Genomic DNA, 12,700 nt, shown 5'->3' on the forward strand with positions numbered 1-12,700 from the left:
AACAGGGGAAAAGGATGTCAGACTACACCGAAGTCGACAAGAAGCAGGATATGCAGATCCTGCATTCGATGGGCTATGCCCAGGAACTCGAAAGGCGAATGAGCCAGTTCTCGAATTTCGCCGTCTCGTTCTCGATCATCTGCATTCTGTCCGGTGGCATCAACTCGCTGGCGCAGGCGACTTCCGGGGCCGGAGGCGCCGCGATCGGCATCGGCTGGCCGCTCGGATGCTTCATCTCGTTTGTCTTCGCGGTCGCCATGGCGCAGATCAGCTCCGCCTATCCGACCGCCGGCGGCCTCTATCACTGGGGTTCAATCCTCGGCAACCGTTTTACCGGCTGGCTGACCGCATGGTTCAATTTGCTCGGTCTGGTCACCGTTCTCGGCGCCATCAATGTCGGCACCTATTATTTTTTCATGGGCTCGTTCGGAACGCCTTACTTCGGTCTCGAGGACACGACGATGACGCGCATCGTCTTCCTGGCGATCATCACCGGCGCGCAGGCGCTCGTGAACCATATGGGCATCGGACTGACGGCGAAACTCACCGACTTCTCGGGCTATCTGATCTTCGTTACCGCGATCCTCCTCGCGCTGGTCTGCCTTGCCGCTGCCGACACCTACGAGATCAGCCGTCTTTTCACCTTCTCCAATTATTCGGGCGAGACGGGCGGCAATGTGTGGCCGCAAACCTCGGGAACCTGGGTGTTCCTTCTCGGGCTGCTGCTGCCGATCTACACGATCACCGGCTATGACGCCTCTGCCCATACCTCGGAGGAAACGGTCAAGGCCGCACATTCCGTGCCGCGCGGCATGATTTCCTCCGTGCTCTGGGCCGCTCTCTTCGGCTACATCATGCTGTGCTCCTTCGTATTGATGATTCCTGATATGGACGAGGCTGCCAAGCAGGGCTGGAACGTGTTCTTCTGGGCGATGGACGCCCAGGTCAACCCGATCATCAAGGATATCCTCTACCTCGCCATATTCGTCAGTCAGTGGCTGTGCGGGCTGGCAACGGTTACCTCGGTTTCCCGCATGATCTTCGCCTTCTCGCGGGACGGCGGCCTGCCGGCCTCCAAAGCGCTGTCGAAGGTGAGCCCGACCTATCGCACGCCGGTGGCCGCCATCTGGACGGGTTCCATTCTTGCGGTGCTCTTCGTCTGGGGATCGTCGTTGGTGTCGATAGGCGACACGCCGGTTTACACGATCGTCGTCTCCTGCACCGTCATCTTCCTGTTCTTCTCTTTCGCGATCCCGATCACCCTGGGTCTGTTCGCCTGGGGAACATCGAAGTGGGACAAGATGGGGCCGTGGAACCTCGGTGAGGGCATGTTCAAGCTCTTCGCTATCCTTTCTATCGTCGCCATGGTGCTGATCTTCGTCCTCGGCATTCAGCCGCCGAACGACTGGGCGCTCTACATCACCGTCGGCTTCCTGATCGTGACCGGCATCATCTGGTTCGCCTTCGAAAACCGCCGTTTCCGCGGCCCGCCGATCGGCGACGAGGTTGCGCGCCGCCAGGCCGAGATCGCCGCTGCCGAAAAGGCGGTCGGCGAAGCCTGAACCAACATCAAGAGAGTGGGGGTCGCGACCGCGATCCCCGCTTCGTTTCGCGGTTCAAGGGAACGGCCGCGCCGAACATGGGATGACACTTTCATGAGCTATTCGTTCGAGGAACTGAAAGAGGATGTTGCCGCCGGCCGCATCGACACGGTGCTCGCCTGCCAGGTGGACATGCAGGGCCGCCTGATGGGCAAGCGGTTTCATGCGGAATATTTCGTGGAAAGCGCATGGAAGGAGACGCATAGCTGCAACTACCTGCTTGCCACAGATATGGAGATGGAGACCGTTCCCGGCTACAAGGCGACGAGCTGGGAGAAAGGGTACGGCGATTACACGATGAAGCCGGACCTCTCGACCCTCCGGCGCATTCCGTGGCTCGAAGGCACCGCGCTGGTTCTCTGCGACATGCTGGACCATGACACGCATGCGGAAGTGCCGCACTCGCCGCGCGCCATTTTGAAGAAGCAGGTGGCGCGCCTCGAAGCCTTGGGCTTCAAGGCCTATATGGCGAGCGAACTCGAATTCTTCCTCTTCGATCAGTCCTATGACGATGCGAGGCTCTCGGGATATCGCGACCTGCAGCTCGCCAGCGGCTACAACGAGGATTACCACATCTTCCAGACGACCAAGGAAGAGGATGTGATGCGGGCGATCCGCAACGGTCTTCAGGGTGCCGGGATTCCGGTCGAGAACTCCAAGGGCGAGGCGTCCGCCGGCCAGGAGGAGATCAACGTCCGTTACGCGGACGCCGTGACGATGGCCGACCGGCATGCGATCATCAAGAACGGCTGCAAGGAAATCGCCTGGCAGCGCGGCAAGGCGATCACCTTCCTTGCCAAATGGAACTACTCGGCCGCCGGCTCCTCGTCGCACATTCACCAGTCGCTCTGGAGCAAGGACGGAGAAACGCCGCTGTTCTTCGACAAGAACGGGCAGTATGGCATGTCTGAGCTCATGCGCCACTATGTGGCCGGTCAGCTCGCCCATGCGAGCGAGGTCACCTATTTCCTGGCGCCCTATATCAACTCCTACAAGCGCTTCATGGCCGGTACCTTCGCTCCGACCAAGGCGATCTGGAGCAAGGACAACCGCACCGCCGGCTATCGCCTCTGCGGTGAGGGCAGCAAGGCGATCCGCATCGAATGCCGCGTCGGCGGCTCCGATCTCAATCCATACCTTGCCTTTGCCGCCCTGATCGCGGCCGGCATTTCCGGCATCGAGAACAAGATGGAACTGGAGGCACCCTTCGTGGGCGACGCCTACCAGGGCAAGGAGGTGCGCGAGATCCCGCATACGCTGAGAGAGGCGAGCGAGGCGCTTTCCGGTTCGAAGATGCTGCGTGCCGCCTTCGGCGAAGAGGTTGTCGATCATTATGTGCACGCCGCAGAATGGGAGCAGCAGGAATATGACCGGCGGGTGACCGACTGGGAGGTCGCGCGCGGGTTCGAAAGGGCGTAAAACGCCCCTCCACAATCCCTCCCCACGAGGGGGATGGGCTACGTTGCGGCACCCTCCTATCGAAAGCCGATGCCTCCACAAGGAGCATGGCCGAATTACCGTGCGGAGCGGTGCCGCAGGTCAAGCCCCGCCCTCGCGTGGGAAGGGTTGGGAGGGGAGTTCATTGTGAAATGAGAACAGGAAGACGATCATGACGATGATCCGATGTGTTTCGCCGGTCGACGGCGAGGTTTATGCCGAGCGCCCGGCAATGCCGCTGGAGATGGCGAGGCAGGCCGTGGCACATGCGCGCCTCGCGCAGAAGGCCTGGGCCAGGCGCCCGCTCGATGAACGTGTGAAGCTGGTGCTTGCCGGCGTGGCACGCCTCAACGAGATGGTCGACGAGGTGGTGCCGGAACTCGCCTGGCAGATGGGCCGGCCGGTACGCTATGGCGGCGAATTCAAGGGATTCAACGAGCGCTCCAATTACGTCGCCTCGATCGCGGCCGATGCGCTGAAGCCGCTCGTCGTGGAGGAGAGCGACCGCTTCGAGCGGCGCATCGCGCGCGAGCCGCATGGCGTCGTCTTCGTCATTGCTCCGTGGAACTATCCCTATATGACCGCGATCAACACGGTCGCGCCGGCGCTGATGGCCGGCAATACCGTGATCCTCAAACACGCCAGCCAGACGATCCTCGTCGGCGAGCGCATGGTGCGCGCCTTCATCGAGGCGGGCGTTCCGGCGGACGTCTTCCAGAACCTGTTCCTGGATCACGACACGACGGCGGCGCTGATTGCCGCCAAGAGCTTCGACTTCATCAACTTCACCGGATCGGTCGAAGGCGGCCGGTCGATCGAGCGGGCGGCGGCCGGCACCTTCACCGGCCTCGGCCTCGAACTCGGCGGCAAGGATCCTGGCTATGTAATGGAGGATGCCGACCTCGACGCGGCCGTCGACACGCTGATGGACGGCGCGACCTACAATTCCGGCCAGTGCTGCTGCGGCATCGAGCGCATCTATGTGCATGAGTCGCTCTATGACGCCTTTGTCGAGAAATCGGTCGCCTGGGCGTCCAATTACAAGCTCGGCAATCCGCTCGATCCGGAGACGACGCTCGGTCCGATGGCAAACAAGCGCTTTGCGGCAACCGTGCGCAATCAGATCGCCGATGCGATCTCCAGGGGTGCCAAGGCGCTGATCGACCCGAAGCTCTTCCCGCAGGACGATGGCGGTGCCTATCTGGCGCCGCAAGTCCTTGTCGACGTCGATCACTCCATGGAGTTCATGCGCGAGGAAACCTTCGGGCCGGCCGTGGGCATCATGAAGGTGAAGAGCGACGCCGAGGCGATCGAATTGATGAACGACAGCCGGTACGGTCTTACCGCGTCGCTCTGGACGAAGGATGCGGAGCGCGCGGCGCGGATCGGCAGTGAGCTCGAAACTGGCACGGTTTTCATGAATCGCGCCGACTATCTCGATCCGGCGCTGTGCTGGACCGGCGTTAAGGAGACCGGCCGGGGCGGCTCGCTCTCGGTGCTCGGCTTCCACAACCTCACCCGCCCGAAATCCTATCACCTCAAGAAAGTGACCGCATGACCATCACCGCCAACTGGAGCTATCCGACCGCCGTCAAATTCGGCGCCGGCCGGATCAAGGAGCTTGCCGACCACTGCAAGGCGCTCGGCATCAAGAAGCCTCTGCTCATAACGGATCGCGGACTTGCCCCGATGGCGATCACGCAGCAGGCGCTCGATATTCTGGAAGCGGGTGGCCTCGGACGCGCGATCTTCGCGGACGTCGATCCGAACCCCAACGACAGGAACCTCGAAGCCGGCGTGAAAGCGTTCCGTGACGGCGGCCATGACGGCGTCGTCGCCTTTGGCGGCGGCTCGGGCCTGGACCTCGGCAAGTGCGTTGCATTCATGGCCGGCCAGACGCGGCCGGTCTGGGACTTCGAGGATATCGGCGACTGGTGGACCCGTGCGAGCGTCGAAGGTATCGCGCCGATCGTCGCCGTGCCGACGACCGCCGGCACCGGGTCAGAAGTCGGGCGCGCCAGCGTCATCACCAATTCGGCAAGTCATGTGAAGAAGGTGATCTTCCATCCGAAGTTCCTTCCTGGCGTCACGATCTGCGATCCGGAATTGACGGTCGGCATGCCCAAGGTGATCACCGCCGGCACGGGCATGGACGCCTTTGCCCATTGCCTCGAAGCCTATTCGTCTCCCTTCTATCACCCCATGTCGGCAGGTATCGCCCTCGAGGGCATGCGGCTCGTCAAGGAATACCTGCCGCGCGCCTATAAGGACGGCACCGACCTCGAAGCCCGTGCCAATATGATGAGCGCGGCGGCCATGGGGGCGGTCGCATTCCAGAAGGGGCTCGGCGCGATCCACTCGCTGTCGCATCCCGTCGGCGCGATCTACAACACCCATCACGGCATGACCAACGCCGTGGTGATGCCCCCGGTCCTGCGGTTCAACCGCTCCGCGATCGAGGAGAAGATCGGTCGCGCCGCCGCCTATCTCGGCATTGCGGGCGGTTTCGACGGCTTCTATGACTATGTGCTGCAGCTCCGGGAGGAACTCGGCGTTCCCGACAAGCTGTCGGCGCTTGGTGTCGGCACGGACCGTATCGACGAGATGGCCGAGATGGCGATCGTCGATCCGACGGCCGGCGGCAATCCCGTCGAACTGACGCTCGATGCTGCCAAAAAGCTGTTCGCCGAATGCATTTGACGGGAGCCGTCGTTAATTTTTTCGAGCCCGGAAACCCATGTTTTCCGGGCTTTTTCGTTGCTCTTCAACGGAAAATGCGCCCCACGGTTAACTTTTGGGGGCCAAAAGTTTCCATTTCGTTAACCATGTTCTGCAAGGTTCTATTAAGGAAACCGCGCGCCGGGGCATCGCTCGGCGGACCGGAAACGAGCAAGGACGAGGTGAGAGAAATGGCGGTCATCACATTCGCCAATGCAAAGGGCGGTGCGGGAAAGACGACCGCGGCGCTGATCCTGTCGACGGAACTGGCGAGGCAGGGAAACCGCGTCGTGGTACTGGACGCCGATCCGCAGCGCTGGATCACGAGCTGGTCCGAAGTGTCCGGCCGTGTCGCCAATCTCGAGGTGATCTCGCACGTCACTCCGGCTTCGCTTCCCTGTCATATCCGCGAACTCAAGGGTGAGGCCGATTTCATCGTCATCGACCTCGCCGGAGCCAAGGACGCGATCGTCGCCTTGGCGCTGGGGCTGTCCGATCACGTGCTGATACCGGTTCAGGGCTGTGCCATGGATGCGCGGGGGGCCGTACAGATTCTTGAACTTATCCGCCATATCGGAGAGAAGGCGAGGGTACGCATCAACCACTCGGTCGTGTTGACGCGCGTCAATTCGCTGGTGACGACGCGAGCGCTGCAGACGATCAAGGCGCTGCTCGCCTCCCGCGGCGTTTCGGTCCTCGATACGCCGATCGTCGAGCGTGTTGCCTATCGCGAAATCTTCGAGTGCGGCGGCACCCTGCAGATGATGGACCCGAACAGGGTCAGCAATCTCGACAAGGCGCGCGAAAACGCATACGCGCTTGCCGCCGAGGTGCAGAACCTGCTCCCCGTGACCGCACGCCGCGCCCTGATGTCCCGTCTGCGCTCGGCTTTGCCGCGGGCGGCGTAGCGATCGATCGCGAAGGGCGTTGCCGTTCAGAACCTTTTATCGATGAAATGCTTGGCCTGGGCGCCGGCGTGGTAGAAGACGGATTTCAGAGTCCGCCACGGATCCGGCGTGACCGGCGTCTCGGCAAGCGGGATCGCGGACGTGTCGCCGGTGACGTGACGGGCAAGCGCGCGGCCGAAGACCGTACCTGGGGCTATGCCGCGGCCGTTATATCCGCTGATCGATACGACATTCGGGGCGAGCACATGCATGGCCGGCAGATTGTTCGTGGTCATGCCGATGCGGCCGTCCCACCAATATTCGAAGCGGAAATCCCCGATAAAGGGGAAGAGCTTGCGCAAGGACCGGGCGGCGAAGGCCCGGTGTGTGCCCGCGGCGATCGCATCGAGCCTGCCGATCGATCCGAAAATCAGCCGGTTCTGCTTGTCCATGCGGAAGGAGGTCATCACCAGCCCGGTGTCCCAAGCCCCCTGCCGTTCGGGCAATATGCGCTCGGCCACGTTGTCGGGCAGCGGATTGGTCGCGAACTGGAAATAGGGAAGGATCGTCAGTTCCTGCCGATACTCCTTCCATGGGACATCGGTGACAAGGCCTCCATAGGCGTTGGTCGCTAAAATGACGTGACGGGCCGTGACCGTCCCCCGCCCGGTCTTCAATTTCCAGAGATCGCCTTGGCGGCTGGCTCCAAGGAGGGGGGTATCGGTGAAGATTTCGGCGCCGGCGGCAAGCGCCGCGCGCGCCAATCCCCGCGCATAGGCGAGCGGCTGTATCGTTCCGGCGCGACGGTCGAGCAGTGCGCCTGTGAAGCACTCGGCCCCTGAAAGCGCGTGCGCCTTTTCTGCCGAAAGCACCTCAACCGGAGCACCGCGTTTTTTCCATTGCGCCTCGCGCTCCCGGATTTCCTTGAGCCCTTCCGCGCCGACCGACATATGCAGCGTGCCGTTGCGAACGGCTTCGCATTCGATTCCATGTTTCGCAACGAGATCATAGACGAATGACGGGCCGTCGCCGAGTTCGTCGAGAAGCCGATTGCCCGCGGCTGCTCCGAGCGTTGCAATCAGGTCGTCGGGCTGCACCCACATGCCGGCATTGACCAGGCCGACATTGCGGCCCGAACCCCCGAAGCCGATCATCCGCGATTCGATCACCGCCGTCCTGACGCCTGTCTCGGCCAGATGAAGCGCGGCCGAAAGGCCGGTGAAACCACCTCCGACGATCGCCACCTCGACCGCCAGGTCGCCTGCTAGCGGAGCGGTGCGCGGAGCGGCCGGTGCCGTCGCATGCCAGAGATTGGGGAGAGCACGCTCCGTTGCCATCGCGGACAGTTCCTTAGAGTCAGGGGTGTTTCGCCTGTGATAAAGGCAATGCGGCGGAGTTTTTCATGACAATGTTTCATGATGTCATGAGCCTGCTGCGGCCGGCAGGGCCGCATGGCATTCGAGGCAGCTCAAGCGTGTCGCGATCATGCGCATTCACGCGGCACGTTTGGCTGATTGTCGTGCGTCAGTCGACGAATTCGACCGTGACGCCAGTGCTCACCATCTTGCCGAGTTCGGTCGCATCCCAGTTGGTAAGGCGGACGCAGCCATGGCTCTGGGTCTTGCCGATCTTCGACGGCTCCGGTGTCCCGTGAATGCCGTAGGTCGGCTTCGACAGTGCGATCCAGACGGTGCCCACCGGGCCGTTCGGACCCGGCTGCAATTGCAGGATTCTGTCGTTCGCGCCCTGCTGGAAGTTGATCTTCGGGTTATAGGTATAACCAGGATCGAAGGCGATACGCTCGACATGCACCGTCCCGGAAGGCGACGGCGTGTCGGAGGAGCCGATTGTGGCCGGATAGGCGGCGATCAGTTTCCCCGCTTCGTCGTAGGCGAGCACCTGCTTGCGGGCCTTGTCCGCGAGGATGCGCGCCACCTTGCCCTTCTTGTTCGGGCCGGGATTGACGACCTTGATCGTTGTGCCGGGAATTGAAAAATCGGCACCGGGATTGAGCTCGCGCAGATAGGCCTCGTCCATGTGGAACTTTTCGCCGAGCATCTCCGTCACGGACGTGAACGACAGATGCGGCAGCTGCGCCTTGTGTGCGTAATCTTCCGGGATGGAGGCGACAAAGGGGCCGGCCGCATCCGCCGCGGTGATCGTGTAGGTCGTAATCGGCAAGCCGCCGTTGAAGCGCAGCCGCTCGAGAATGTCTTCGGTATTGTTCGGATCGAGCGTTTCACCCGTTGCCTGCTGCCAGGCTTCAATGGCCTTGGTGACGTTCGAGCCCATCTTGCCGTCGATCACGCCGGGAGAAAAGCCTTCGCGGTCGAGGAAGACCTGCAGGGCAGCGATCTCGGCGCGCGACTTTCCCCTCACCGTCATGGCCGGCGGCATCGGCTGTGCCAGCGGGTCATCGTATTGCGGATCGTAGGCGGCCTCTTCACGATCGGAGAGCGAGGGAAGGCTGTTGGGCAGATCCTCGCGCTCGACCGGAGCGGGCGCAATATCGCGATATTCGGGAATGGCGCCGGTAAACTCGCCGGGCTCGGAATAGCCGTAACCGCGATCGCGGGGATCGGGATAGCCATCGCGCCCGTATTGGCGGCGCCGCTGTCCGCGACCATAGCCGTCATTCGGCACGACGGTGGCGACGATATTGCCCCACGGATCCACGAGCACCGTGCGTCCGCGCCGGTCGCGCATGGCGTGAACCTCGGCCTCTCCTGGGATATAGTCGAGAATGTCGCCTTCGGGGGTGACGAGCATCACGTCGCCGCCGCCCCAATAGCCACCATAGGCATCCTGTGCGTTGGCGGGCGCAAGCTCCACGGCGATGAGGGCGAATGCTGCGAAGAGCGAAAGGCCGGTGCGGGTCGCGGGCGTCACTCAGGGAACCTGTCTTCATGGCGGTTGCTTTGCGGCGGTACATACCGATTTGGACGTTAATGTGAAAAAAGTGAATTCATCATGAACAGCCGGTTAAATTAGTTAGGCCAACATCCTGCCCATTGCAACGCTCGCCGAAATGGCCCGGTTCCGAGGCTTCGACTATCATGGATTCTCTGCCTGATTCCGGGCTCCTTCTGAGGAGGTGAAATGCGGACGACCTTGAACGCGACCGATGGCGCCGCGATCCACCTCCTGTTCGACCCGTCCTCGGCACTCGATGTCGCGGCCTTCGTCGTCGCCGGCGTCGACCTGTCGCCCGGCGCGGCGATCCCCTCGGACGGCGATCCGCGGATCGACCGCGCGCTTGCGGGTTTCCTGTTCACCTGCGGTCCTGAGCACATTCGTCATCCCGAGGCTCTGGAAGGCGGCGCCGGCGCATATTATCCCCTGCACGGTTCGCTCGCCGGAACGCCTGTCAGCCAGACCGAGATGTGCGGGGCAGGCGATCGCCGTACTGCGGTGACCGAAGTCGATCTCGCCTGCGGCGGCCGAGCGGCCATAGAGCGGCTCTGGCAAGTCGATGCGGCCGCGCACGCCGTGACGCTTGCCGACCGCGTCGTCAACATCGGTTCGTCGGCCTTTGCGCCGATGATGATGTATCACATGAACATCGCGGGCCGGCTGCTCGGCGAGATGACGCGGATCGAAAGCCCGTCGGTCGACGGCGGATCGCTTCCCTGGCGCTTCGGCGAGGGGGATAGCGCGCATTTCTGCCGGCCTGCCGTTGCCTGTGACGGATGGTCGGAGGTGGCGCTGACCGCAATGCCGGGTCTTCACGGGCGTGCACTCCGTGTGCGGTTCCGGACCGAGACGCTGCCGTTCCTGCAGATGTGGCGCTGTCAGCGCGGCGGCGCCAACGTCGTCAGCATCGAACCGGCCTCGCATCGCCTGGCGAAACGGCCCGAACTTGCCGCAAACGGGGAGCTTGGTGCTCTTAAGCCCGGTCAGTCGCGTGAATATCGCCTGGCTTTCACCGTCTCCCGATGACGCCTTCTCGATTGACGCCGCCCGGCGCCGGGCCTAAATCAGGGCAACGCTTTTCTTGAGGGACGCCACATGGACATTCGCCAGATCAACGATGAGTACTCGGTTTCGGGCCAGATCACCGTCGACGACCTCGACGAGATCAAGGCGCTCGGCTTCAAGTCCATCGTCTGTCATCGCCCGGATTTCGAGGCCCCCGATCAGCCGACCTTCGACGCCATCGCGGCACGTGCCCAGGAACTCGGGCTGGAGATCACCCATATCCCGGTCGGCCCGATGGGCGTGACCGCGGACGCGGTCAAGAGCATGGTCGACGCACTGGACGAGTTCCAGCGACCGATGCTCGGCTATTGCCGCTCCGGCGCCCGCTCCACCGCAGTCTATCAGCAGACGCTGCACATTCGGGGCTGAGGCGGGCCCGGCTGCAGCCGGGCCACCAAATGCACTCACCCGTTCCGGATTTCGCTCAGCGTCCGCGTCGGCGTGATCGCTTCCGGATCGAGCTTGATCTCGATGATAGCCGGCTTGCCGCTCTCACGCGCCCGCAGGAAGGCGCCTGCAAATTCTTCCGTCCTCGCCACCGTTTCGCCGTGGCCGCCATAGGCGCGGGCGAGCGCTGCGAAATCCGGGTTCGTCAGATCCGTCGCGCTGACGCGGCCGGGATATTCGCGCTCCTGGTGCATGCGGATCGTACCGTAGATACCGTTGTTGACGACGAGCACGATGATGGGGAGTTCGTAGCGGACGGCGGTCGCGAACTCCTGGCCGTGCATGAGGAAACAGCCGTCCCCGGCGAAGCAGACCACCTCGCGGTCGGGATGCAGATGCTTGGCCGCGACTGCGGCCGGCAGGCCGTAGCCCATCGAACCGGAAGCGGGAGCAGCCTGCGTCCCGTAACGCCGGAAACGGTGGAAGCGATGGAGCCAGGTGGCGTAGTTGCCTGCACCGTTGGTGAAGATCGTCTCCGGCCTCGTATTCGCCTCCAACCAGTTCACGATCGGGCCCATCTGCACGTCGCCCGGTCCCTTTTCCGGCGGCGTCGACCATTTGAGGTAGGCCGCATGCATTTCCCCGGTGCGGGCGGACCAATGGGGCTCGGCCGAAGGCGTCAGGCTCGAGAGCGCCGCGACGAAGTCGCGCGGGCTCGCGGCAATTGCGAGGTCCGGACGGTAGACCCGGCCGAGCTCGCCCGGATCCGGATGGACATGCACCAGGGTCTGCCTGGGGTAGGGGACGTCGATCAGCGTGTAGCCGGAGGAAGGCATCTCCGAGAACCGCCCGCCGACGAGGAGGACGAGGTCGGCATCCCGGATCTCGCCTGCCAGCGACGGATTGATGCCGATGCCGACATCGCCCGCATAGTTCGGATGCAGGTGGTCGAAAAGCATCTGGCGGCGGAAGGAGCAGCCGACAGGCAGCTGCCAACGCTCGGCGAAGCTCTGGAATCCGGCTACGGACTCGGCGGACCAGCGGGTACCGCCGAGAATGGCGATCGGCCTTTTCGCGGTGGAGAGAAGCTCTGCAAGCTGGGAGATCTGGCCTGGGCCGGGGTGGCTTTCCACCGGCCGGTAAGCGCGTGCGGCCGGTGCTTCGGCGCTCTGTGTCAGCATGTCTTCCGGCAAGGTCAGGACCACGGGGCCGGGACGGCCGGACGTCGCGACGGCGAAGGCGCGCGTCACGAATTCCGGGATGCGCGCCGGATCGTCGATTTCGCCGACCCATTTTGCGACTTCGGTAAAGGCCCGGCGATACTCGATTTCCTGAAAAGCCTCCCGCTCGCGGGCGTCGCGCTGCACCTGGCCGATGAAGAGGATCATCGGAACCGAATCCTGCCGGGCCACGTGGAGGCCGGCGGAGGCATTGGTCGCGCCGGGGCCGCGGGTGACCATGCAGATGCCGGGCTCGCCCGTCAGCCGGCCCCAGGCATCCGCCATCATTGCGGCCCCGCCCTCCTGCCGACAGACGACGACCTCGATGTCGGCGTCGTAAAGCGCATCGAGCACCGCCAGATAGCTTTCTCCCGGTACGCAAGAGATGCGCTTCACCCCGTTTGCGGCAAGCGCCTCCACCACCAGTTGTCCGCCCGTTTTCATGTGCACCTCCCAAATGCTGTCCTGTTTC

General features: G+C 63.2%; 9 protein-coding genes and 1 pseudogene. 7 read left to right on the forward strand and 3 right to left on the reverse strand.

Going from position 1 to position 12,700, the window contains the following annotated elements:
• The first annotated feature begins 14 nt into the window (after positions 1-14).
• The 5 genes from N0Q91_RS06430 to N0Q91_RS06450 all read left to right on the forward strand — a co-directional run bounded on the left by N0Q91_RS06430 (position 15) and on the right by N0Q91_RS06450 (position 6,664).
• The gene (locus N0Q91_RS06430; protein WP_275597632.1) at positions 15-1,562 is read left to right on the forward strand and encodes an amino acid permease; all 1,548 of its coding nucleotides are present in this window, start codon (positions 15-17) and stop codon (positions 1,560-1,562) included.
• A gap of 93 nt (positions 1,563-1,655) precedes the next feature.
• Entirely contained in the window at positions 1,656-3,020 is a 1,365-nt protein-coding gene (locus tag N0Q91_RS06435; RefSeq protein WP_100671727.1) for a glutamine synthetase family protein, read from the forward strand.
• A gap of 190 nt (positions 3,021-3,210) precedes the next feature.
• On the forward strand, positions 3,211-4,596 hold the full coding sequence (locus N0Q91_RS06440; protein ID WP_127711242.1) for an aldehyde dehydrogenase family protein: 1,386 nt from the start codon (positions 3,211-3,213) through the stop codon (positions 4,594-4,596).
• Positions 4,593-5,738: an iron-containing alcohol dehydrogenase gene (locus N0Q91_RS06445; protein WP_018095489.1), complete on the forward strand. Its 1,146-nt coding sequence runs from the start codon at positions 4,593-4,595 to the stop codon at positions 5,736-5,738. Before N0Q91_RS06440 ends, N0Q91_RS06445 begins: the two co-directional genes overlap by 4 nt.
• 209 nt (positions 5,739-5,947) lie before the next feature.
• The gene (locus tag N0Q91_RS06450; RefSeq protein WP_003529183.1) at positions 5,948-6,664 is read left to right on the forward strand and encodes an AAA family ATPase; all 717 of its coding nucleotides are present in this window, start codon (positions 5,948-5,950) and stop codon (positions 6,662-6,664) included.
• A gap of 26 nt (positions 6,665-6,690) precedes the next feature.
• On the opposite strand, the gene N0Q91_RS06455 is transcribed toward N0Q91_RS06450, so the two are convergent.
• Together N0Q91_RS06455 and N0Q91_RS06460 are read right to left on the reverse strand one after the other, a co-directional pair.
• Positions 6,691-7,980 carry an NAD(P)/FAD-dependent oxidoreductase gene (locus N0Q91_RS06455; protein WP_275597633.1) on the reverse strand — a complete coding sequence of 430 codons (1,290 nt, stop codon included), beginning with the start codon at positions 7,978-7,980 and terminating at the stop codon, positions 6,691-6,693.
• Between the two features lie 187 nt (positions 7,981-8,167).
• A pseudogene (locus N0Q91_RS06460) lies at positions 8,168-9,575 on the reverse strand (L,D-transpeptidase family protein).
• A 167-nt stretch (positions 9,576-9,742) separates the two neighbouring features.
• Here N0Q91_RS06460 and N0Q91_RS06465 point away from each other — a divergent pair.
• The gene (locus N0Q91_RS06465; protein ID WP_275597634.1) at positions 9,743-10,582 is read left to right on the forward strand and encodes a DUF4432 family protein; all 840 of its coding nucleotides are present in this window, start codon (positions 9,743-9,745) and stop codon (positions 10,580-10,582) included.
• Positions 10,583-10,651: 69 nt separating this feature from the next.
• Entirely contained in the window at positions 10,652-10,990 is a 339-nt protein-coding gene (locus N0Q91_RS06470; protein ID WP_010969769.1) for a protein tyrosine phosphatase family protein, read from the forward strand.
• Positions 10,991-11,025: 35 nt separating this feature from the next.
• On the opposite strand, the gene N0Q91_RS06475 is transcribed toward N0Q91_RS06470, so the two are convergent.
• A complete protein-coding gene (locus tag N0Q91_RS06475) occupies positions 11,026-12,672 on the reverse strand; it encodes a thiamine pyrophosphate-binding protein (protein WP_275597635.1) in 1,647 nt (548 codons plus the stop codon).
• Between the last annotated feature and the right edge of the window lie 28 nt (positions 12,673-12,700).

Source organism: Sinorhizobium prairiense (assembly GCF_029201645.2).
GTDB lineage: Bacteria > Pseudomonadota > Alphaproteobacteria > Rhizobiales > Rhizobiaceae > Sinorhizobium > Sinorhizobium meliloti_A.

Excerpts from the sequence above, each read along its gene's own strand:
- N0Q91_RS06430 (WP_275597632.1), top strand. The coding sequence starts at position 15 with ATGTCAGACTACACCGAAGTCGACAAGAAGCAGGATATGCAGATCCTG.
- N0Q91_RS06435 (WP_100671727.1), top strand. The coding sequence starts at position 1,656 with ATGAGCTATTCGTTCGAGGAACTGAAAGAGGATGTTGCCGCCGGCCGC.
- N0Q91_RS06440 (WP_127711242.1), top strand. The coding sequence starts at position 3,211 with ATGACGATGATCCGATGTGTTTCGCCGGTCGACGGCGAGGTTTATGCC.
- N0Q91_RS06445 (WP_018095489.1), top strand. The coding sequence starts at position 4,593 with ATGACCATCACCGCCAACTGGAGCTATCCGACCGCCGTCAAATTCGGC.
- N0Q91_RS06450 (WP_003529183.1), top strand. The coding sequence starts at position 5,948 with ATGGCGGTCATCACATTCGCCAATGCAAAGGGCGGTGCGGGAAAGACG.
- N0Q91_RS06455 (WP_275597633.1), bottom strand. The coding sequence starts at position 7,980 with ATGGCAACGGAGCGTGCTCTCCCCAATCTCTGGCATGCGACGGCACCG.
- N0Q91_RS06465 (WP_275597634.1), top strand. The coding sequence starts at position 9,743 with ATGCGGACGACCTTGAACGCGACCGATGGCGCCGCGATCCACCTCCTG.
- N0Q91_RS06470 (WP_010969769.1), top strand. The coding sequence starts at position 10,652 with ATGGACATTCGCCAGATCAACGATGAGTACTCGGTTTCGGGCCAGATC.
- N0Q91_RS06475 (WP_275597635.1), bottom strand. The coding sequence starts at position 12,672 with ATGAAAACGGGCGGACAACTGGTGGTGGAGGCGCTTGCCGCAAACGGG.